Annotated in this window: 15 protein-coding genes; 9 read left to right on the top strand and 6 right to left on the bottom strand. The window is 63.7% G+C overall.

Going from position 1 to position 23,156, the window contains the following annotated elements; translation table 11 throughout:
- Positions 1-11: 11 nt before the first annotated feature.
- From ACYVHT_RS07845 to ACYVHT_RS07805, 9 genes are all read left to right on the top strand, one after another.
- On the top strand, positions 12-1,337 hold the full coding sequence (locus ACYVHT_RS07845; protein WP_460549770.1) for a bile acid:sodium symporter family protein: 1,326 nt from the start codon (positions 12-14) through the stop codon (positions 1,335-1,337).
- A gap of 284 nt (positions 1,338-1,621) precedes the next feature.
- Positions 1,622-2,311 carry a DUF3826 domain-containing protein gene (locus ACYVHT_RS07840; RefSeq protein ID WP_460549768.1) on the top strand — a complete coding sequence of 230 codons (690 nt, stop codon included), beginning with the start codon at positions 1,622-1,624 and terminating at the stop codon, positions 2,309-2,311.
- A gap of 40 nt (positions 2,312-2,351) precedes the next feature.
- On the top strand, positions 2,352-5,603 hold the full coding sequence (locus ACYVHT_RS07835; RefSeq protein WP_460549766.1) for a SusC/RagA family TonB-linked outer membrane protein: 3,252 nt from the start codon (positions 2,352-2,354) through the stop codon (positions 5,601-5,603).
- 15 nt (positions 5,604-5,618) lie between these two features.
- Positions 5,619-7,493 carry a RagB/SusD family nutrient uptake outer membrane protein gene (locus tag ACYVHT_RS07830; protein ID WP_460549764.1) on the top strand — a complete coding sequence of 625 codons (1,875 nt, stop codon included), beginning with the start codon at positions 5,619-5,621 and terminating at the stop codon, positions 7,491-7,493.
- Between the two features lie 138 nt (positions 7,494-7,631).
- Complete coding sequence (locus ACYVHT_RS07825; protein ID WP_460549762.1) at positions 7,632-8,396, top strand: SDR family NAD(P)-dependent oxidoreductase; 765 nt, start codon at positions 7,632-7,634, stop codon at positions 8,394-8,396.
- A gap of 168 nt (positions 8,397-8,564) precedes the next feature.
- On the top strand, positions 8,565-9,422 hold the full coding sequence (locus ACYVHT_RS07820) for a fumarylacetoacetate hydrolase family protein (RefSeq protein WP_460549760.1): 858 nt from the start codon (positions 8,565-8,567) through the stop codon (positions 9,420-9,422).
- Positions 9,409-10,239 carry an amidohydrolase family protein gene (locus ACYVHT_RS07815; protein ID WP_460549758.1) on the top strand — a complete coding sequence of 277 codons (831 nt, stop codon included), beginning with the start codon at positions 9,409-9,411 and terminating at the stop codon, positions 10,237-10,239. The genes ACYVHT_RS07820 and ACYVHT_RS07815 overlap by 14 nt, the downstream gene beginning before the upstream one ends.
- A gap of 12 nt (positions 10,240-10,251) precedes the next feature.
- Positions 10,252-11,040: an SDR family oxidoreductase gene (locus ACYVHT_RS07810; protein ID WP_460549757.1), complete on the top strand. Its 789-nt coding sequence runs from the start codon at positions 10,252-10,254 to the stop codon at positions 11,038-11,040.
- 113 nt (positions 11,041-11,153) lie between these two features.
- Positions 11,154-12,170, top strand: a complete 1,017-nt coding sequence (locus ACYVHT_RS07805) for a zinc-binding alcohol dehydrogenase family protein (protein ID WP_460549755.1) — start codon at positions 11,154-11,156, stop codon at positions 12,168-12,170.
- An 11-nt stretch (positions 12,171-12,181) separates the two neighbouring features.
- On the opposite strand, the gene ACYVHT_RS07800 is transcribed toward ACYVHT_RS07805, so the two are convergent.
- From ACYVHT_RS07800 to ACYVHT_RS07775, 6 genes are all read right to left on the bottom strand, one after another.
- A complete protein-coding gene (locus ACYVHT_RS07800) occupies positions 12,182-13,741 on the bottom strand; it encodes a GH39 family glycosyl hydrolase (protein WP_460549753.1) in 1,560 nt (519 codons plus the stop codon).
- 117 nt (positions 13,742-13,858) lie between these two features.
- The gene (locus ACYVHT_RS07795; protein ID WP_460549751.1) at positions 13,859-16,399 is read right to left on the bottom strand and encodes a glycosyl hydrolase 115 family protein; all 2,541 of its coding nucleotides are present in this window, start codon (positions 16,397-16,399) and stop codon (positions 13,859-13,861) included.
- Positions 16,400-16,547: 148 nt separating this feature from the next.
- On the bottom strand, positions 16,548-17,624 hold the full coding sequence (locus ACYVHT_RS07790; RefSeq protein ID WP_460549749.1) for an endo-1,4-beta-xylanase: 1,077 nt from the start codon (positions 17,622-17,624) through the stop codon (positions 16,548-16,550).
- Positions 17,625-18,020: 396 nt separating this feature from the next.
- Entirely contained in the window at positions 18,021-19,352 is a 1,332-nt protein-coding gene (xylA, locus tag ACYVHT_RS07785) for a xylose isomerase (RefSeq protein ID WP_460549747.1), read from the bottom strand.
- Entirely contained in the window at positions 19,345-20,853 is a 1,509-nt protein-coding gene (locus ACYVHT_RS07780) for a xylulokinase (protein ID WP_460549745.1), read from the bottom strand. Before ACYVHT_RS07780 ends, xylA begins: the two co-directional genes overlap by 8 nt.
- Positions 20,854-20,861: 8 nt before the next feature.
- On the bottom strand, positions 20,862-23,036 hold the full coding sequence (locus tag ACYVHT_RS07775; RefSeq protein ID WP_460549743.1) for a beta-D-xylosidase: 2,175 nt from the start codon (positions 23,034-23,036) through the stop codon (positions 20,862-20,864).
- Between the last annotated feature and the right edge of the window lie 120 nt (positions 23,037-23,156).

Below are 23,156 nucleotides of genomic sequence, written 5' to 3'. Positions count from 1 at the left end.
AATCAACCCCGATGAACCGACTCTTCCAGCTTTGCCTCGTGATATGCGCCCTGGCGCTGGCCGTCCTGTTAGTAGGTATCAGCCGGCACGAGGCGGCGCTGTGGCAGCCGGCGGCGGTGCTGGCCGTGGTGAGCCTGGCGCTGGGGCTGAAAGCCTTGCCCCTGCTGCGCAGCTACCAGTATACGGCCTGGATAATCGTGGCGGTGGTGGCCGCTATGGTGTACCCCGGCGCGTTTAAGCAGTGGGGCGGCGTGGACTTGCGCAACAAGTGGCTGATTCTGGCGGTGGTGCAGCTGGTGATGTTTGGGATGGGCATTCAGATGAGCATCCGGGATTTCTCGGGGCTGGCCAGCACCGGCAAGGGCGTCCTCATTGGTTTGCTGTGCCACTTTTCGGTGATGCCGCTCATGGGTTTGCTCCTGACGAAGGTGTTTCACTTCGAGCCCGAGATTGCCGCCGGCATCATCCTCATCGGCTCCTGCTCCAGCGGGCTGGCCTCGAACGTGATGGTGTACCTGGCCCGCGCCAACATGGTGTTGTCCGTCGTCATCACGGCCATGGCCACGCTGGCGGCGCCGTTTCTCACTCCTTTATTATTAAAGCTGCTGGCCGGCACCCTCATCGAGGTGAAGTTTGTGAGCATGATGATGGAAATCATCAAAATCGTGCTGGTGCCCATCATGGCCGCGCTGCTGCACGACTACCTTAAGACGGCCGCGCCGCAGGGCCGGCGCACGGTGGGCCTGCTGGCCGGCAGCGGGGTGCTGTGGCTGGCGGCACTGCCGCTGGGCTTGTGGGGTTTCTTCGCAAACGCCCGGCCCGGCCCCGAGCTGCTGCAGATGCTGGAAATCTTCAGTTTTCTGGTGGCGGCGCTGGTGGTGGGCGTACTCTACCATCAGCTGGCAGCCAAACTGCCCCGCATCGATGAGCTAATGCCCTACCTGTCGATGTGCGGCATTATCTACTTCACGGCCGTGACCACGGCGGCCGGGCACGACAACCTGCTGCGGGTAGGCTTTCTGCTGTTTCTGGCTTCGGTGCTGCACAACGGGGCGGGCTATTTCTTCGGCTACTGGCTGAGCCGGCTGTTTGGGCTCGATGTGAATTCGGCCCGCACGGTGGCCTTCGAAGTGGGCTTGCAGAACGGCGGCATGGCTTCGGGGCTGGCCGGCAGCATGGGCAAGCTGGGCACGGTGGGCCTGCCGGCAGCGGTGTTCAGCCCGTGGATGAATATCTCGGGCTCCATTCTGGCCAACTACTGGCGCAAACGGCCGGTGATGATGTCCTCACCTACCCCACAAACCCTATATAGCACGGCCGCTTTGCCCGAGGGCTAGTGCTGGATTATATCTTCTGACGCGGCTGGCTGGCTGGCCTCCGGGAACGATTGCGCGGCTTTTTTTGGGCTTTTCGGCACCTTTTAGCCCGCGGCATGGTCTCTCACCTGGAAGAGCAAAAGGCCATTTACGCTAGCGAAAGGGCACTTTTGGCGGTGATTAGCGATGGAGTTAATGAGAACTTCACACTCATGATAATATCGTACAATAAGTTAGTTAAAACCGACACATTCCCCCTCTTTAGCGTGGATAACTTGCTGCTCTTCTGAAGCTATTCACAAATCATGAATTACATAGCGCGAAGCCTGTTTCTGGCAGGTTTTCTTTCGGCAACTTCCCTGCTTCACGCCTCGGCGCAGGTCTCCAATGCGCCCGAAACCAAAGAGGCCGCCTACACCCGCACCATCACGGAGCGGGCCGCCAAAATTGTGGGTAAAATCGATGGCCTGAAGGCCAAGGACTCGGTGCAGGTGCGCGATGTGATTGCCGACCAGTACCGCGCCCTCAACGACATCTACGAGCAGCAGAAAACCCGCAGGGCCGCCCTCAAAGCCCAGCCCCAAACGGATGCCACCAAGGCCGAGCTGGCCCGGGTGGAAACCGAAACCACGGCCGCCATCGATAAGCTGCACCCGCAGTTTCTCAAGAAGCTGAGCCGCCGCCTCACCCCGGCCCAGGTAGAGCAGGTGAAGGACGGCATGACCTACGGCGTGCTGCCCATCACGATGACGGCCTACAACGACATGCTGCCCAACCTGACCGGAGCCCAGCGCGCCCAGATGCTGGCCTGGCTGACGGAAGCCCGCGAGCACGCCATGGACGGCGGCACCTCGGAGCAGAAGCACGCCTGGTTTGGCAAGTACAAGGGCCGCATCAACAACTACCTCTCGGCCGCCGGCATCGACATGAACCAGGCCGGCAAGGACTGGCAGGCCCGCATCGCGGCCCGCAAGGCGGCCGAAGCTTCTCATTAAATCACCTCACCTATTCCCCAGTTTAACCCACCAAACTGTTATGGCCCATTCCTTACCCAAATCATTGCCGCTCTCGGCGGTGGTCCCCAAACGGCTAGCCTGCGCGCTGCTTGTTGGCGGCACCTTGCTGGGAGCCCCTCCGGTTCACGCTGCCGCCACCCCTCCCGTTCGCACTTCGCCCAAGGGCGTGAAAGTGGGGTTCACGGGCCTGGTGAAAGACTCGAAAGGCAACCCGCTGCCGGGCGTGACGGTGCTCATCAAGGGCACCAAAACCGGCACCAGCTCGGGCGCCGACGGCACCTTCCACTTCAACCTGCCCACGGGCAATGAAATCCTGATTTTCAGCTTCATTGGCTTCAAGACGCAAGAGGTGGCCGTGAATGGCCGGAGCACCCTCGAAATCAAGCTTGAGGACGACAACGCCGCGCTGGAAGAAGTAGTAGTGGTGGGCTACGGCACGCAGACCCGGGCCAGCCTGACCGGCGCCGTGGCCACGGTCGATATGAAGGCCGTTGAGGAGTTGCCGGTGGGCAGCCTCTCCACGGCCATTGCCGGGCAGCTGCCGGGCGTGGGCGTGAGCGGGGGCACGGCTCGCCCCGGCGATAAAGGCGCCATTACGGTGCGGAACCCCGTGACGCTGGCCAAGGACGGCAGCGCCACGCTGCGCCCGCTCTACGTGATTGACAACGTGGTGCGCTCGGAAGATGACTTCAACCTGCTGGACCAGTCGGAGGTAGAAGCCATTTCGGTGCTGAAAGATGCCGCCGCCGCCATCTACGGGGCCCGCTCGAACCAGGGCGTAGTGGTGGTGCTCACCAAGCGCGGCAAGGCCGGCCCGGCCCGCTTCACCTACAGCGGCTCGGCCGGTGTGTCGGACGCGGTGCGCCTGCCCACCATGATGAGCGGCGTGGACCAGGCCAATTTCATCAACGACTACAACATTTACCGTGGCACGGCGGCCACCACCCCCGCCGTCCTCTACGCGCCGGACGAGCTGGCGTACTTTGCCAACAACAGCACTGACTGGCTGCGCACGGCGTGGAAGCCGTCGCTGGTAACCCGCAACGCCCTGAACGTGAGCGGCGGCGGCGAGCGGGCCACGTACTTTGCCAGCGTGACCTACAACCGCCAGGACGGCAACTTCGACAAAATCCTTTCCGACAAGTGGACGTTCCGGGCCAGCACCGACGTGAACGTGGCCAAGGGCCTGAAAGCGGGCCTCTCGCTGAGCGGCGACATCTTTAAGCGCAGCACCTATTACTTCAAGCAGGGCTCGGAGAGCGTGGAAAACGACATGCGCTCGCTGATGTTGACGCCGCAGTTCATGCCCTTTTACATCAACGGGGTGCCCAACTACACCTCGCCCGGCGTCAGCAACACGAACACCATCGACGCCACCAACTTCTTCGAGGTGCAGAAGTCGAACAACTACACCTCGCAGAACAACACCGGCCTGAACCTGACGGCCAACGTGGAGTACGAACTTCCGTTTTTGAAGGGCCTGAAGGCGCGGGTGCTCTACGCCCGCACCCTCGACAATGCCATGGGCAAGCAATTCGGCACCAGCTACCAGGTGACGGAATTTAAGGGCCTGGGCACCAACAAGCACATTCCGGGCGGCGACGTGCTGCAGCAGCGCACCCTCAAAAACGGCGACATCATTCGGGTGACGCCGGGCTACACGGACACGTACCAGCTCAACGGCTACCTGAACTACGAGCAGCAGTTTGGCAAGCACTACGTGTCGGCCCTGGCCTTCTTCGAGCAGTCCGAAACCAACGCCGACCTATCGGAAGCCTATCGCACGAGCGTGGTGCCGGGCGGCCTCGATAACATGCGCTTTGCCACGGGCGACTACTACTCCGGCGAAACGGCCTCGCAAACGGGCATCCTCTCCTACGCCGGCCGCATCAACTACAACTACGCCAGCAAGTACCTCCTCGAGCTGGCCGTGCGCTACGACGGCTCCACGGCCTTTGCGCCGGAGTACCGCTGGGGCCTGTTTCCGTCGCTGTCGGCGGGCTGGGTGATTTCGGAAGAAAACTTCTTCCCCAAAACCCCGGCCGTGACCTTCCTGAAGCTGCGCGGCTCGTTTGGCCTGCTGGGCGGCGACGGCACCAAGCCCTACACCTGGCTGGAAAGCTACCAGTTCCAGACGGGCAAGGGCGCGGTGTTTGGCGGCGACGCCCCCCGCACCCTCGTCATCACGCCCAACAATGCGATGGCCAACCGGCGCGTGCGCTGGGACAACAACGAGAAGTATAACGCGGGCATCGACGCCCGCTTCCTGAACGACCGGCTGTCGTTCACAGCCGATGGGTTCTACGACCACCGCTACAACCTGCTCACCAACATCACGTCGTCGGTGCCGCTGCTGGTGGGGGCCACGCTGCCGTCGGAAAACTTCGCCACGGTGGACGCCTTCGGCACCGAGGTGTCGCTGGGCTACGGCGACAAAATCAACAACGACCTGGCGTACCGGGTGAACACCTTCTTTACCTGGAGCGACAACAAGCAGATTAAAGTGGACGTGGACCCGGGCAAAATCGGGCAGTATGACGACCCCACCGGCAAATCGAGCGACCAGGGCATCCTGGGCTACAAGTACCTGGGCATGTTCCGCACGCAGGCCGACGTGGACAAATTCTTCAGCGAAAACCCCCAGCTCGACCGCAACACCTACTCCTTTGGCGAGCCGGCCAAACCCGGCATGCTGTACTACCAAGACATCCGCGGCCCCAAGGATGCCAACGGCAACTACACTGCCCCCGACGGCAAAGTGACGGAAGTGGACGTGATGTACCTGACTCCGAAGGCCAGCAACCACTACAGCATCGGGGTGAACCCAAGCGTCAGCTACAAGGGCCTGAGCCTGCAGGTGACCATGGGCGTGTCGTGGGGCGGCCAGGACATGGTGGAAGGCTCGGCCCGCAACAGCGTTAGCTCTTCCTTGCCCATCACCCAAAACCGGCCCGCGTTCTGGGCCGACCACTGGACCCCGGACAACCCCAACGCCGCGTTCCCGGCCCCCGCTACATTCAACAGCTACAACCGCAACTCGGAGTTCTGGTTCCGCAGCTCCACCACGGCCGGCATGCGCAACGCCACCATTTCCTACAACTTCCCCACCGCCCTCGTGAGCCGCGCCAGCCTCAGCAGCGTGAAGGTATTCTTCGTGGCCGTCAACCCCCTCAACTTTTACAATCCCTACAGCTACAAAGTGTACGGGGGGGCCTTCGACGCATACCCCACGCTCCGCTCGCTGTCGCTGGGCCTGAATGTCGGCTTCTAAATTCCCACTGAACTCATGAAAATTACCCGCATTGCTACGCTGCTCGCGCTTTCGGCCTCGGTGCTGACCGTGGCGGGCTGCAAAGACGTCCTCGACAAGACCGACCTGTCGTCCGCCAGCGAAGCGCTGGCTTACCAGAACGAGCAGATTGCCTTCCTCAACCTGAGCTACATCTACGACCAGAACCTGCCCACCTGGTTCGGCCAGAGCGGCACCGGCATTGGAGCCACCAACCCCAGCATCCTGTCCGAAGAAGCTGCCGGCGACAGCCCCTACCTGCAGGGCACGGTGCAGATAAACACCGTGACGGACTTTGGCACCAACCTCGCCGCCGCTTCCAACGCCAACTACACGAAAATCCGGACCATCAACATGTTCATCCGGTCCATTAGCAAGTCGCCCATTCCGGCGCAGCCGCGCAATGCCCTCAAGGGCGAGGCGCTGTTCTTCCGGGCCTGGCGCTACTTCGACCTGGTGCGCGTGTACGGCGGGGTGCCGCTGGTGCTGGTGCCGCAGGACGCCGTGGGCGAGGATGCCCGCGCCGCAGCCTACCTGCCGCGCAACACCACCACCGAGTGCTTCAACCAGATTACTGCCGACCTCGACTCGGCCATTGCCTACCTGCCGGGCAAGTATTCGGGCAGCAGCAACTGGGGCCGCATCACCAGCGGCGCGGCAGCGGCCTTCAAGGCCCGGGCCTTAATCACCGCCGCCAGCCCGCAGTTCAATCCCACCGATGATGCTACGAAGTGGCAGAAAGCCTACGCCGCCAGCCAGCAGGCCACGGCCCTGCTGAGCGCCAACGGCTTTGGCCTCTTTACCTCGGCGGGTGCCAATTCCTACTCCCAGCTGTGGTTTACGGAAGCTAATAACCCGGAGGCCGTGATGGTGACGGGCTACAACACCGTAGCCAACGGCACCCAGCCCGCCAAAAACAACTCCTACGACAACAGCACCCGGCCCTCCTATACCGGCACCGGCGGCGGTTCCAACCGCCCCACCTGGGATTTGGTGAAGGCCTTCCCGATGCTCGACGGCAAAAAGCCGGGCGAATCGACTCGCTACCCGTACACGGTGCAGCAATTCTACAAAAACCGCGACCCCCGGTTCGCCCAGACCATTGCCTTCAATGGCGCCACCTGGCCGCTGAACGGCAACAACAGCTACAAAATCTGGACCTACCTGCGGGTGAGCGGCACCACCGCGACCAGCGTGGAACCGGTGCCTGCCAGCGCCACACCCACCAGCTTCTACCTGCGCAAGGCCATCAACCCCACGGCCCCGGCCAACTCGGTGAACATCGTGGGCACCGACTGGATTGAGATTCGCTATGCCGAGGTGCTGCTGAACCTGGCCGAAGCCGCCTGCGGCGTGGGCAACATCAACGAGGCCTACACCCAGCTCAAAGCCATCCGGCAACGGGCAGGCATCGAGGCCGGAACCGATGGCAACTACGGCCTGCAGGCCGGCATGAGCCGGACGCAAATGTTCGACGCCATTCTGTATGAGCGGCAGATTGAGCTGGCCTTCGAGGGCAAGCGCTTCTGGGACCTGCGGCGCTGGAAGAAGCTGGAAAGCACGCTCAACGGCAAGCGCCGGGAAGGCCTCATCATTACGCTGAAAACCACCGGCGTACCCGCTGACTTCGCCACTACCCGCGACAACCTCGACCTCGACCTCGTGTACACCAACTATTTCACGCTCACCACCACGCCTACCTCCAACGTGCCGACGGTGAGAGTGCTGGACTCGAATTCGAGCTTCCCCAACGGCATTGCCTGGAAGCCGGAGTACTACTACTTCGCCCTGCCCCAGCAGGCCATCGACAACAACCCCAAGCTGGCCCAGACCAACGGCTGGCCCGGCGGAAGTTTCGACCCGGTGCGGTAAGCTTAACTAGCTGACCAACATTACTTACCATTAGCACAATGCGCCGCTGCTCAGCCTGAGCGGCGGCGCATTGTTATGTAGAGGGCGGCCGGCCACGGGCCGGCGCCCCCTTCCACCTATCCTTTCGCTCCTTTTTGCATGTTTAGTTTAATCGGAAAGACTGCCGTGATTACCGGCGGCGGCAGCGGCATCGGCCGGGCCATTGCGCTGTTGTTTGCCAGGCAAGGTGCCGCCGTGCACATCATCGAATTGAACGCCGAGGCCGGCCGGCAAACGGTGGCCGAGATTGAGCAGGCCGGCGGGCAGGCCCGGGTGCACGCCGCCGATGTAAGCCAGCAGGCCGCCGTGGTGGCCACGTTCCAGGCCATTGGGCGGGTCGATGTGCTGGTGAACAATGCCGGCATTGCCCACGTCGGCAACGTGGAAACGACTTCGGAGGCCGATTTCGACCGCGTGTACCAGGTGAACGTGAAGGGGGCCTACAACTGCCTGTTTGCCGCCGTGCCGCTGATGAAGGCGCAGGGCGGCGGCGCCATCGTAAACATGGCCTCCATTGCCTCGCACGTGGGCCTGACGGACCGGCTGGCCTACTCCATGAGCAAGGGCGCGGTGTTCGCCATGACGCTGTCGGTAGCGCGCGACTACCTGAGCGCCAACATCCGCTGCAACAGCATCTCGCCGGCCCGCGTGCACACGCCGTTTGTGGATGGCTTCATTGCCAAAAACTACGCCGGCCGCGAGGGCGAAATCTTCGAGAAGCTCTCGCAGAGCCAGCCCATCGGCCGCATGGGCCAGCCCGACGAAGTGGCCGCGCTGGCGCTCTACCTGGCCTCGGATGAGGCCGGCTTCGTGACCGGCTGCGACTACCCGCTGGACGGCGGCTTCATCAAGCTGAACACGTAAGCCCGCGGCAGTGGCCGCGGTGCAGGACACCACAGGAACGTCGGGCAGCAACAGGCACGGCATCTTTACGGCACCGGCCGCGCGGCTGAAACCACGAGGCGGCGGCGCATCTTCGGCGGCGCGCCGCCGGGCCGTTCCGGCACGTTCAACTTTCTTTCCCATTCCCCTATGAAACTCATCCGCTACGGCCAGCCCGGCCAGGAAAAACCCGGCGTCATCATCAACGACCGCAGGTACGACGTCTCGGCTTTTGGCGAGGACTACAACGAAGCCTTTTTCGCCACCGACGGCATTCAGCGGCTGGCCGATTTTCTGCAGACCGCCGAAAGCCGCCTCGCGCCCATTGCCGACGGCGAGCGGCTGGGCCCGCCGGTGGCCCGGCCCTCCAAAATCCTGTGCATCGGCCTGAACTACGCCGACCACGCCCGCGAAACCGGGGCCACGCCCCCGCCCGAGCCGGTGCTGTTCATGAAATCGACCACGGCCTACGTGGGGCCTTTCGATGACCTGGTGATTCCCAAAAACTCCACCAAAACCGACTGGGAAGTGGAGCTGGCCGTGGTCATCGGCAAAAAAGCCTCCTACGTGGAAGAGGCCGAGGCCCACGAGTACATTGCCGGCTACGCGCTGCACAACGACGTGTCGGAGCGCGAGTTCCAGCTGGAGCGCAGCGGTACCTGGGACAAGGGCAAGGGCTGCGACACCTTCGCCCCCGTCGGCCCCTTCCTGGCCACGCCCGACGAGCTGGGCGACATCGACAACCTGCGCCTCTGGCTGAGCGTGAACAGCCAGCTGATGCAGGACGGCAACACGTCGAACCTGATTTTCAAGATTCCTTTCCTCATTTCCTACCTCAGCCAGTTCATGACGCTGCTGCCCGGCGACATCATCTCGACGGGTACGCCCGCCGGCGTGGGCCTGGGCATGAAGCCCCCCGTGTACCTGCAGCCCGGCGACGTGGTGGAGCTGGGCATTGATGGCCTCGGCACCTCGCGCCAAACCGTGAAAGCGTATGCCCGGAATTGACGCGCACCAGCATTTCTGGCAATTCGACCCCGTGCGCGATGCTTGGATAACCGCTGACATGGCGGCCATCCGGCGCGACTTTCTGCCCCAGGATTTAGCGCCCATCCTGCAACGGCACGGCCTCGCGGGCTGCGTGGCCGTGCAGGCCAGCCAGAGCGAGGCCGAAACCGACTGGCTGCTGCAGCTGGCTGCACAGCACGCCTTCATCAAAGGCGTGGTGGGCTGGGTCGATTTGCAGGCCGAAAACATTGGCGAGCGGCTGGCTTACTACAGCCAGTTTGAGAAGCTGAAAGGCTTCCGGCACGTGCTGCAGGGCGAAGCTGACCGGGCGCTGATGCTGCGGCCGGAGTTCCGGCGCGGCCTGGCTGCCCTCTATCAGCACGGCTTCACCTACGACCTGCTGGTGCTGCCCGACCAGCTGGGCTACGCGGCCGAGCTGGCGGCGGCGTTTCCAAGCCAGCCGTTCGTGCTCGACCACCTGGCCAAGCCGCTCATCAAAGCCGGCGAGCTGGAGCCCTGGCGGCGCGACCTTCAGGCCCTGGCCGCGCACGAAAACGTGTGCTGCAAAGTGTCGGGCATGGTCACGGAGGCCGACTGGCAGCACTGGCAGCCAGCGGATTTCCGGCCCTACCTCGACGTGGTTTTTGAGGCCTTCGGGCCCGGCCGCGTGATGTTCGGCTCCGACTGGCCGGTGTGCAACGTGGCCGGCGGCTACGGCCGCATGCACGCGCTGGTGGCCGATTACGTCGCCCGGCTTTCGCCCAGCGAACAGGCCCTTTTTTGGGGCGACAATGCCACGGCTTTTTACCAGTTATAACCGTTCAAATTCATGGATTTACAGCTTCAGGACAAAGTCATCATCGTTACGGGCGGGGCCAAGGGCATCGGCGAGGGCATTGCGCAGGTGCTGGCCCGGGAGGGCGCCATTCCGGTCATCATCGGCCGCAACGCGGCCGATAACCAGCAGGCCGTGGCGGGCATTGAGGCGGCCGGCGGCCGGGCTTGGCAGGTAGCCGCCGAGCTGGCCGAGCCCGCAGCCTGTGCCGCCGCCGTGCAGGCCGTGGCAGCGCACTTCGGCCGCATCGACGGCCTGGTGAACAATGCCGGCGTGAACGACGGCGTGGGCCTGGAAAACGGCGACTACGCCGGCTTCATGGCCAGCCTGCACCGCAACGTGGTGCACTACTACCTCATGGCCCACCACGCCCTGCCCGAGCTGAAAAAGGCCAAAGGCGCCATCGTCAACATTACTTCCAAAACCGCCGAAACCGGCCAGGGCAACACCTCCGCCTACGCCGCGGCCAACGGCGGCCGCAACGCCCTCACCCGCGAGTGGGCCGTGGAGCTGCTCAAATACGGCATCCGCGTGAATGCCGTGATGGTGGCCGAATGCTGGACACCCGCCTACGAAACCTGGATTAAAACCCTGCCCAACCCGGAGGAGAAGCTGCGCGAAATCACCAGCAAAATCCCGCTGGAAAACCGCATGACTACGGCCGAAGAAATTGCCAACACCACGGCCTTCCTGCTCTCCGGCCGCAGCAGCCACACCACCGGCCAGATTCTGCACATCGACGGCGGCTACGTCCACCTCGACCGCGCGCTGGCCAATGCCTGATGTGGGATTATGAATTAGAAATTATGAATTACGAATTGCCAACATGCCCTTCCTGATTCAGACAGCTAATTCGTAATTCATAATTTCTAATTCATAATTCATAATTCAAGATAGTGAACACCCTCGTCTGCACCGAGCCCGGTCAGTTTGATTACGAAACCCGCCCCGCGCCCACGCCCGCGCCGGGCCAGGCGCTGCTGCGCATCCGGCGCATCGGCATCTGCGGCACCGATTTGCACGCGTTTCAGGGCACCCAGCCGTTTTTCAACTACCCGCGCGTGCTGGGGCACGAGCTGGCCGCCGAGCTGGTGGATGCCGGCGGCGCTTCCGGCTTCGTGCCGGGCGAGGCCGTCACGTTCATCCCCTACTACAACTGCGGGCACTGCGTGGCCTGCCGCGCCGGCAAGCCCAACTGCTGCACCCACATACAGGTGTGCGGCGTGCACGTGGATGGCGGCATGGCCGAATACCTGGCCGTGCGCACCGACCTGCTGCTGCACGGCGAGGGCCTGAGCTACGACGAACTGGCGCTGGTGGAGCCCCTGGCCATTGGTGCGCACGGCGTGCGCCGGGCCGGCGTGCAGCCGGGCGAGTTCGTGCTGGTTATCGGGGCCGGGCCCATCGGGCTGGGCATCATGGAGTTTGCGCGCATTGCGGGCGGCCACGTCATTGCCCTCGACATCAACGAGCAGCGGCTGGCGTTTTGCCAGGAAAAGCTGGGCGTGGCCCACACCATCAACGCGCTGGCGCCCGACGTGCCGGAGCAGCTGGCCGCCATTACGCACGGCGACATGCCCACGGTGGTGATTGACGCCACGGGCAGCCAGAAGGCCATCCTGGGCGCTTTTCAGTACCTGGCGCACGGCGGCCGGTTTGTGCTGGTGGGCCTGCAGAAGGGCGAAATCAGCTTCTCGCACCCCGAGTTTCACAAGCGCGAAGCCACGCTCATGAGCAGCCGCAACGCCACCCGCCAGGACTTCGAGCACGTCATCCGTTCCATGAAGCAGGGCTTCGTGAAGCCGACCACCTACATCACGCACCGCGTGCGCTTCGACGCGGTGAAAACCGAGTTCGAGCAGTGGCTGGACCCGGCCAATGGCGTCATTAAGGCAATGGTGGAGCTGGGGTAGGCCACGGCCCGCTACAGCTTCCGCAGCTTCAGCAGCACCACGTCGTTTTCGCTCAGCCTCACATCCAGCGTCAGGCCTTTCGCCTCCGCTATCAGCGGCTTGCTGAGCAAGGGGGCATCGGTGGTGAACTGCTGTAAATCCGTCACCTGCTGGCGCGAAAGCTGCGCGGGGCGGCCCATGTTGAGGTAAGCGGAATAGGCGTCGTTCCGGCCGTAGCCCGTGCGGTAGGTTTCGGTGATGTAGCGGCCGGGCGGCAGGCCGTGCAGCGCCAGCCGCACGGGCGCGGCGGCCGGGGCCGGGTGTTGTTTCACGAAGTACACCTGGTCGTCCTGCGCGCCCTGGGGCGGGGCGGTGAAGTTCCAGAGCAGCACCTGCACGTTGCCGGCCGCATCGGTGGTGGCCCAGGAAGCGGCGTCGGCGTTCTGCAATTCCTGCGGGCCGAGCTCATGCAGGTACTTATAGGCGAAGTAGGCCGGCTTCCGAATGCCTTGCAGGTTCAGCAGCCCGAAGCCGCCGTGGAAGGGCGTGAGCGGCGGGCCGGGCTCCTCGAAGATGTCCGAAAACGTCCAGTACGACATCGAGGTGGCCGTTTTTTCGGTTTGCCGAAGGGTATTGAGAATGTAGGCGGCGCTTTCGTAGGAGTCGTGCACCGGGTCGTGGGGCGAGTACGACGTGCTCCATTCGGTCATGTGCAGCTCAGCTTCGGGAAAGGCCGAAGCGGTGATTTTGGCACGCACGGCCGCCGTGTTGCGGGCAATGCCGTTGGGGTTGCCCAGGTGCTGCATGTTCTGGCCGAACTCGTCGAGCCCTCCCCCGTTCACGCCGTAGTCGTGCGTGCTGATGAAGTCCAGCGGCACCTTACTGGCGGCGCAGTAGGCCAGGGTTTCGTCAATCCAGCCGGTGCCCGACGAGGCCGGCCCGCCCACCCGGTAGCTGACCGATACGCTTTTCACGGCCCGCGCCGTGCTGGCGTAGAGCTGGAAATAATCGGCCTGCGTGCCCGAGAAAAAAGCTGGGTAATTCGGCTCGTTCCATACCTCGAAATACCAGCTTTCGACTTCCTTCCGGCCATACCGCTCTTCCCAATGCTTCACCAGCGCCGTGATAAGCGCCTCCCACTTCGGGTAAGATTTCGGCGGCGACACATTGGCCTTCCACCAAAACACCGTTTTGTCTGCACTTTTCAGCGCCGAGGGCATAAACGACAGCTCTACAAACGGCCGGACGTGAATGCTGAGCAGGAAATCATACAGCTTGTCGATGTACTGCCAGTTGTATACGGCCTGGCCCCTGCGGTCTTCGGTGTACACGCCCATGTCATCGTGCAGCAGGCCGTGGAAGCGCAGGTAGCGGAAGCCGCACTCCTTTTGCGTGCGGGCCAGCTGCTGCTGCCAGTCGGCGCGCAGGCCTTCGTTGGCCCGGCCCGCTCCCACGCACAAGTCGAACGACCTGTTCAGCGGGCCTTTTCGCTTCGTTACATCGAGGCTGATGACGCGCGGCGAAGCGGCAGGCACCTGGGCAGAGGCACGCACGCCGGCAAAAGCAAGGAATAGCAGCAGGTATTTTCTCATCGCAACAGCGGGCAGTAGCACGGCAGGCCGCGCGCAGCAAAGCATTTCGCGGGCCGTGGCAAGTGGATTTATCATCATGAGCGAGATGCTTCGCACGGCCTAGTGGCTTCTTCGGCGCTAACGGCTCCCTAAGCTGCCCTTTCCCGCAGCCTGCGGCCGGGCTGTCTGCATATTTTCGGGCGGCCCCAGGTAGCTGGCGGGCAGCTCGCCCTGGCTCACCACCAGCTTCTCCAGCACCACGCCGGGGTCCACGCGCCAGAACCTGAGCGTGTGCGCGCCGGCCGCCGCCACCTGGTGCTGCGAGGTTTTAATGATGATGTTTTCGGCCACGGCTTTCTCCCAGGGGCGGTTGCCGTTGTCAGGGTTGAGGCCGGTGTGCAGGTTGATGAGCTGCGGGGCTTCGTCATCGAGCGACACGGCGTAGCGCAGGCCGGTGGTATTGGTGAAGTCGAGCGTGGGCGCGAGGTAGGCCTGCACCGTCACCGGCCCCGGCCGGGGTAGCATGATGCGGTACTCCAGGTGCGGGCTGCGGCCGCCCGGCGCTGCCGTGGGCGCGGCCGTGGTGGGAAAAGCAGTGACGGCCCCCAACGTGCGGCCCAGGTCGGGCAGGCGCTGCCAGGTGACCGGGCCGGCGCTGACGGCCTGCGTGTAGTGCTCGGCTTCGATGGAAACGTAGGAGCCGCTTTCGGGCTGGCGGGCTGCCGGGGCCGCGCCGGCCACCGCATCGGCGGGCAGCGTCACCACCTCGGGCATCTTATCGGCGCGCTCGTCGTGCCAGGCGGTGTAGCCGATGTGCATCTGGTCCATCATGTGGTTCCATTTGCCGCCCGCTATGTTGTTGTAGCGCTTCGAGATTTCGGCATCTTTGGCAAACAACGCCTTGGCTTTTTCGGCCAGGGCGTTGGTATTGGGCTGGTTGGTTTTGGCCGCCTCGCGGTTCAGGGCCACGGTGTAGTACAGCTCGTTGAGGTTGGCGCAGGCCAGCACCGGGTGCAGCACCAGCTCAAAAAAGGCGTCGCGGTCGGCGGCCGGCAATTGCTGGCTGATGGTTTCGGCGCGAGTCAGGAGCTGGTGGTAGTCGGCCACCACGCTGGCCCACTCGCCGGTGGCCAGGCTGTAGGTATTGGCATCCAGCAGCTCGGGCTTGCGGCGGGCGTTGTACTTGGCGTACCGGGCCAGAATGTCAGCAATTTCAGCCGCGTGCTTAGGGCCGAACTGCTGGCTGGCCCAGTGCTGCCCGTAGGCCGTGAGGCCGGTGGCCGGGATGGCATCGGGGTTCCAGGCGTAGTCGAGGAAGAAGCTGATGGGGTATTCCATGGGCTTGAGGTCGCCCACGTTCACAATCCAGATTTTATCGACGCCGTGCGTGTAAGCCAGGTGCATCTGCTCCCAGATGCGCGGCAGCGGGTTCGTGTTCAGCCATTTGTAGTTGCGCGGGCCGCCCACGTAGTCGAAGTGGTAGTAGATGCCGTAGCCGCCCCGGCGGGGCTGGTCGCCCGGTTTGGGCAGCTTGCGCAGGTTGCCCCAGTTGTCGTCGCAGAGCAGCAGGGTCACGTCGTCGGGCACGCGCATGCCCTTGTCGTAATACTCCTGCACTTCCTTGTAGAGGGCCCACAGCTGGGGCGTCTGGTCGGCGGGCTTGTGGGTTTCTTCGGCAATGATTTTGCGCTGGTCGGCCACGATGCGTTCGAGCAGGGCGGTGTTGCTTTCGCGGCTCATGGGCTCGTCGCCGTCGCCGCGCATGCCCACGGTCACGATGTTTTCGCGGGTGCCCATGCGCCGCATGCCGCCGCGCCAGAAGCGCCGCAGCGTGGTGTCGTTGGTCTGGTAGTTCCAGGCTTTGCCGGCCCCGAAGGCCTTCCACTCCTCGTGGGCCCGCGTCAGGGGCTCGTGGTGCGAGGTGCCCATTACGATGCCGTACATGTCGGCCAGCTCGGGGCTGAGCGGGTCGTCCACGTTGAACATATTGCCCCACATGGCCGGCCACAGGTAGTTGCCCTTGAGCCGCAGAATCAGCTCGAACATGTGGCTGTACATCTTCGAGTTGACGCCCCCGAACTTCTCCCTGCTCCAGCCCGACAGCGCCGGCGCCTCATCGTTGATGAAAATGCCCCGGTACTTCACCTTGGGCTCGCCCAGCGAGTGCCGGGTGGCAGGAATGAGCAGAGTAGTTTGCGGCTTCACCGGCACATCGGCCCACCAGTACCACGGCGACACGCCAATCTGCTGCGAGAGGTCGTAGATGCCGTAAATCGTGCCGCGCTTGTCGCTCCCGGCAATGACCAGGGCACGGGCCACGCCGGGCAGCGGGTTTTCCACCACCTGCCGCACGAAGGTTTCCCACCGGCCCGCCACGGCCGATGCATCCAGCTTCTGCTGCTGCACCAGCGCATCGATGAGCGGGCTTTTGCCGAGGGTGCCGATGAGGACGACTTCTCTACCGGCCGGCCTATCAGTGCTGAAAGCTGGTTCCACTTTCGTCACGCGCTGCACGTCGGCCTGCAGGTCTTTGGCGGCCCGCAGTACGCCGGGCCAGTCGCTGGCGCTGGCGTAGATGGGGGCGGTGCGGCCGTTGGCGGCCAGGGGGAAATCGACAGCAGCTTTGGTTTGGGCCTGCACGCTGAAATTGACCAATAGTAACGTCAACAGCAATGGCATCCAAAGCGGTAGAAATTTCATTGTTTTCATGGCTGGGCTGTAGAGACGCAACACTTCGCGTCTCGTCGTTGAACGATTCTGATTTTGCAAAAGCCCTGACGCCGAGACGCGAAGTGTCGCGTCTCTACAACGTTCCAGCGCGATTACACTAGAACTTCACCACTTCATAAAACGCCTTTTTCGGCTTCAGCTGCTGGTCGAACAGCAGCGGGTAGTTCTTGCGGCCGGCCACGGGGTAGGTGTCCAGCCAGGTGTATTTGTCGGAGATATTCCAGAAGGTGACGCCCGTGACGACGTTTTTGTAGTCGCGGAATACCTTGAAAACCATGCGGTACTTCTCAGCCTGCGCCTCCTGCATGGCAGGCGTGTAAGCGTCCGACTCATCGGGTCGCCTGGCGCGGCGCTCCTTCTCCCAGGGGTATACCGACACGTCAAGCTCTGTTATCTGCACCTTCAAACCCAGCGCGGCAAACCGCTCGATGGTGGCGCGCAGCTCCGGCTCCGAGGGCTCCTGCAGCGACCAGTGGGCTTGCAGGCCTACGCCGTCGATGGGCACCTTGGCGTCTTTCAGCTTCTTGAGCAGGCGGTACACCCGCTCGCGCTTTTCGGGGCGCTCGGTGTTGTAGTCGTTGTAGAAAAGCACGGCCTTGGGGTCGGCCGCGTGGGCGTAGCGGAAGGCTTCGGCAATGAAGTCCTCGCCACAGATTTTCAGCCAGTCCGAGTTGCGCAGAAACTCCTGCGGGTTGTCGGCAATGGCCTCGTTCACCACGTCCCAGGCGTAGATTTTGCCCTTGTAGCGCTTCACCACCGTGTCGATGTGGTCGTGCAGGCGTTTCAGCAGCACTTCCTTGCTCACGGTTGTGCCGTCGGCATTTTTGAACAGCCATCGGGGCGTTTGCTCGTGCCAACACAGGTTGTGGCCGCGCACCCGCAGCTTATTGGCCTGGGCGAAGTTCACGATGGCGTCGGCGTCGTCCCAGAAATAGCGGTTTTCCTCCGGGTGAATGGGGCCCATCTTCATGGCATTCTCCGGCGTGAGGCTGTTGAACTGCTGCAGAATCAGGGCTGCTTCCGGCCCTTTCAGCGCCGACGGCCCCACGGCCACGCCAACGGGGAAATAGTCCTTGTAATAGTCCTTAAGGCCCTTTTCGGGCGGCGGACTTTGGCTGCCGGCCAGGGCGGCGCTGGCCAGAAGCAGCGCAGCAAGGGGTAGCCTGAGTTTCATCGTTGCGGGGGTTATGAGTTGTGGAATAAGCAGGTGAAGAGGCGTTCCGGCCGGCTGCCCACTGGACCACGCCGCCCGCTCCCGGCCCACTCACCAACGAGCCCGGAGCTTTCCCGAAACGCCTCCGCAAAACGGCCGCCTGTTGCAGCAGGCGGCCATTTTCACCGTCTTATCAAATAGAAAAAACTTCCCCGGCCGGCCGCCTCACTGTTCCCACCATTCAGCGGCCGGCCGGTTCCGTTTTTTTGTTGGCTGGTTGCGCGCGCGCCCGGTACCTCACCCCCGGCCCCTCTCCCGCGGAGAGGGGAGCCTGACGACTCCGCCGGGAGCGGCTCCGGCGCCCTGTCTCTTGTGCAGCTGAGGCCGGAGGGATAGGCTTGGGCTTGCGCTTTGCAGCTAGATGTACTGGTTAATAATGGCTTCCAGCCACTCCTGCTTGCCGCTGCGGGGCGTGGGCTCGCCCGATTTGTGGGCGATGGTGCGCAGGTCTTCCAGCGTCAGCTGGCCGGCGGCAAAGGCCTTGCCCTCACCCGAATCGAATGAGGCGTAGCGCTCGGTGCGGAATTTCTGGTAGGGCGACTTGGTCAGGATGGCATCGGCCGTGACCAGAGCGCGGGCGAAGGTGTCCATGCCGGCAATGTGGGCGATGAAGATGTCTTCCAAATCAGTCGAGTTGCGGCGGGTTTTGGCGTCGAAGTTGATGCCGCCCTGGGTGATGCCGCCCGCTTCGAGGATGATGAGCATCGACTCGGTCAGCTCGTTCAGGTTGTTGGGGAACTGGTCGGTGTCCCAGCCGTTCTGGTAGTCGCCGCGGTTGGCGTCCATACTGCCGAGCATGCCGGCGTCGGCGGCCACCTGCAGCTCGTGCTGGAAGGTGTGGCCGGCCAGCGTGGCGTGGTTCACCTCCAGGTTCAGCTGGAAGTCGTCCTGCAGGCCGTGCTCTTTCAGGAAGCCGATGACGGTGGCGGCATCGAAGTCGTACTGGTGCTTGGTGGGCTCGGCCGGCTTGGGCTCGATGAAAAACTTGCCCTGGAAGCCCTGCTGGCGGGCGTAGTCGCGGGCCATGGTCAGGAAGCGGGCCATGTGGGCCTGCTCGCGCTTCATGTCGGTGTTGAGCAGGGTCATGTAGCCCTCGCGGCCGCCCCAGAACACGTAGTTCTCGCCGCCCAGCGCGATGGTCGCATCGATGGCGTTTTTCACCTGCGTGCCGGCGTGGGCCACCACCTGGAAGTCGGGGTTGGTGCTGGCGCCGTTCATGTAGCGCGGGTTCGAAAACACGTTGGCCGTGCCCCAGAGCAGCTTCACGCCGCTTTCGGCCTGGTGCTGCTTGAGGTAGTCCACGATGGTGCTCAGGTTGCGCTCGTACTCGGCCAGCGAGGCGCCCTCGTCCACCAGGTCGATGTCGTGGAAGCAGTAGTAGGGCGTGCCGAGCTTGGTGAAGAACTCAAACGCGGCGTCGGCCTTGTCCTTGGCGCGGCCGATAATTTCGTGGTGCGCGTCCCAGGCAAAGTTCTTGGTGCCGGGGCCGAACGGGTCGCCGCCGGTGCCCACAAACGTGTGCCAGTAGGCCGTGGCGAAGCGCAGGTACTCCTTCATGGTTTTGCCAGCAACCACGCGGTTTTCATCGTACCACTTAAACGCGAGCGGATTGTCCGACTCGCGGCCTTCATACTTAATGGTGTCGATGCCGGTAAAAAATTCAGTCTTCGAGAGCGTGTTGCTAGACATGAGATAGGGTGTTTGGTTGGGGAACAAATTGGGATAAAGCGTCTTGCCAGCGGGCATAGGCCGTCTGGTATTGGTTGCGGAGTGCCTCGGCGGGCTCCACGGTAAGGATACGCTCGAGGCCACCGAAGGCTTCGGCCGCACTGGCGTATACGCCGGTGCCGATGCCCGCGCCGCGCGCCGCGCCCTGGGCCGCGTCGGTGTCGTAGAGCTCCAGGGTCACGTCGCCGGCGTTCACGAAGGCCTCGCGGAATACCGGGCTCAGGAACATATTGGCGTTGCCGGCGCGCACGGTCCGCACCTGCACGCCCATCTGCCGCATGATGTTCATGCCGTAAATCAGGGCGAATACGATGCCTTCCTGGGCGGCGCGCAGCAGGTGCGCCTGCGAGTGAATGTTGAAGTTGAGGCCGTGCAGCTCGGCATCGGTGGGGCGGTTTTCGAGGATGCGCTCGGCGCCGTTACCGAAGGGCAGGAACACCAGGCCCTCGGCGCCCACGGGCGCGGTGGCGGCGCGGCGGTTCATCTCGTCGTAGGGCATTTCGCCCACAATTTTGCGCAGCCAGCTATTGAGGATGCCCGTGCCGTTCATGCACATGAGCACGCCGTTGCGGGGCTGCCCGGCCGTGTGGTTGACGTGCACGAAGGCGTTCACGCGCGAAGCCGGGTCCGAAGCCGGCGCGTCCGTAATGCCGTACACCACGCCCGACGTACCGGCCGTGGCCGCAATTTCGCCGGGGTTCAGCACGTTGAGGGAGAAGGCGTTGTTGGGCTGGTCGCCGGCGCGGTAGCTGATGGGCGTGCCGGCCGCGAGGCCCAGCTCCCGCGCGGCCTCGGCGCTCAGTTGGCCCTGCACCGCGAAGGTTTCCACCACTTCGGGCAGCAGGTCGGCGCTGAGGCCGTAGTAGTCGAGCAGCTCCTGCGCGATGGCCTGGTTTTTAAAGTTCCAGAACACGCCTTCCGACAGGCCCGACACGGTGGTCTGCAGCTGGCCGGTCATCTTAAAGGCGATGTAGTCGCCGGGCAGCTGGATTTTGTGGATTTGCGCGTAAATCTCCGGCTCGTTTTCCCGCACCCACTTCAGCTTGGAGGCGGTGAAGTTGCCGGGCGAGTTCAGGAAGTTTTCGAGGCAGTACTCCTCGCCCAACTCGGCAAAAGCCTGGTTGCCGAGGTCCACGGCGCGGCTGTCGCACCAGATGATGGCCGGGCGCAGCACCTCGCCGTCGTGGCCGATGAGCACGAGGCCGTGCATCTGGTAGGTGATGCCGATGCCGGCCACCCGGTCGGTATCGAAGCCGTACGACGTTTTGAGCTGAGCAGTGGCGTTCACGCATTCCTGCCACCAGCGCTCGGGGCGCTGCTCGGCCCAGTCGGCCCGGGGCACGCTGATTTCCATCTCCTGCCGGGGCGAGATGGCCGCGGCCACGGCCTTGCCGGTGGCAATGTCGAGCAGGGAGACTTTGATAGAAGAGCTACCGATGTCGTAGCCGAGGAGGTATTTCATAGCGAAGGTTATTTAACGGTAAGAACAGCCGAGGCCGCCGGGCTGGCGCCCAGCGCCACGCTGCGGGCCCCGGGCAGCGCGCCGCCCACCCACACCGTGACCGGGCCGGTGGCGGCCACTGAATTGCCCTGGGCATTCACCAGCGCCAGCATTTCCGGCGTGAGCGTGAATTTGACGGTGGTGCTGGCGCCCGGCGCGAGCCTGATGCGCCGGAAGTTTTTCAGCGCGAAAAGGGGAATCTGGGTTCCGGCCCTGGCCGCGTGGGTTACGTAGAGCTGCACCACTTCCTCGCCTTCCACCTTGCCGGAGTTGGTGACGGTAGCGGTGACTTCGACGGGCTTGTTTTTGGCAATTCTGGTGCTGGCCAGCTTCAGGCTGGGGTAGGTGAATCTGGCGTAGCTCAGGCCGTAGCCGAAGGGGTACATGGGCTCGGCGGCGAGGTAGCGATAGGTGCGGCCGGCCATGTGGTAGTCTTCGTAGGCGGGCAGCTGGGCGAGGGATTTGGGGAAGGTGATGGGCAGCTTGCCGGAGGGCGACACCTTGCCGAACACCACGTCGGCCACGGCGTTGCCGCCTTCCTCGCCGGGGTACCAGGCCAGCACCACGGCATCGCAGAGCTCGTGCACTTCGGACAGGTTCATGGGGCTGCCGCCGGTGATGATGGCCACGATGGGCTTGTCGTTCTTCTCGCGCAGCTTTTTCAGGAAATCAATCTGGTTTTGGGGCAGGTTGTAGTCGAGCCGGTCGCCGAACGTGGGCGAGGCAATGGACTCGCCCTCCTCCCCTTCCAACAGCCCGGTGATGCCCAACACCACGAAGGTAGCATCGGAGGCGCGCGAGCTGCTGCTCACCCAGTCGATGCCGTTGGCATTGGGCCGGTCGAGCAGGGCGCCCTGGCGGTACTGCACCTGGCTGCCGGGCTGCACGCCACCCACGATGCCTTCGAGGAAGGTTTTCATCTCGGGGTTTACGCCGTAGTAGTTGCCCAGCAGGGCATCGAGGTTGGCGGCGTTGGGGCCGCACACGAAGTATTTGGGCAGGTCGTTGCGCAGGGGCAGCACGCCGTTGTTTTTCAGCAGCACGATGGACTTTTGGGCGGCTTCGCGGGCCAGGGCGCGGTGCGCGGCGCTGTTGATGACGTCGGGGCCGAGCTTGTCGTAGGGGCTGCTGCCCGCCGGGTCGAGCAGGCCCAGCTTGAACTTGGTGCGCAGCAGGATGGCCAGCGAGCTGTCCATTTTGGCCTCGGTGGTGAGGCCTTTTTTCACGGCTTCGGGCAGTGCCGGGTACACGCTGCCGCAGTTCAGGTTCACGCCACGGTCGAGGGCCAGGGCGGCGGCCTCGGCGGGCGTTTTCACCACTTTGTGGCCCTGGTAAAAATCGACCAGCGCCCAGCAGTCGCTCACCACGTGGCCTTTGAAGGCCCACTGCTTGCGCAGCACGTCCTGCAGCAGGTAGTGGTTGCCGCAGCAGGGCTCGCCGCTGGTGCGGTTGTAGGCGCACATCACGGCCTCCACCTTGGCATCGACCAGCAGGTGAAACGCCGGCAGGTAGGTTTCCCACAAATCCTGGGGCGTAGGCTCGGCGTTGAACTCGTGGCGCAGGCGCTCGGGGCCGCTGTGCACGGCGTAGTGCTTGGCGCAGGCGGCCGTTTTGAGGTAGAGCGGGTCGTCGCCCTGCAGGCCCTGCACGAAGGCCACACCCAGGCGGCCGGTGAGGGTGGGGTCTTCGCCGTAGGTTTCCTGGCCCCGGCCCCAGCGCGGGTCGCGGAAAATGTTGATGTTGGGCGTCCAGAACGTGAGGCCGCTGTACTGCATGCGGTAGCCCTTGGCCGCCGCCACGTTGTAGGAGGCGCGGGCTTCGTCGGAAATGGCGGTGGCCACGCGCTTCGCAAGGTCGTCGTCAAAGGTCGCGCCTAGTCCAATGGCCTGCGGGAAAACGGTGGCCGCGCCAGCCCGGCCCACGCCGTGCAGGGCCTCGTTCCACCAGTTGTAGGCGGGGATGTTCAGCCGCTCGATGGCCTTGCTGTTGTACATCATCTGGTCGGCCTTCTCCTCAATGGTCAGCCTGGAGATGAGGTCGTTGACGCGGGCGTTGAGGGGTTGGGCGGGGTCGCGGAAGACGGGCGTGGTCTGGGCGGTGGCGGTGCGGGCCAGGAGTGCGAGCAGGCCAACGATTAACCTCACCCCCCGGCCCCCTCTCCTGTGGAGAGGGGGAGCCAGACGACTGCCTATCCCGTTCGCACATGGCCGGTTCCCCCTCTCCATGGGAGAGGGGGTCAGGGGGTGAGGTTGACGTGGAGGTCG

The organism is Hymenobacter daeguensis (genome assembly GCF_054780555.1).
Note: the sequence above shows the minus strand (reverse complement) of the source record. Positions and strands in the feature narration are given on the sequence as shown.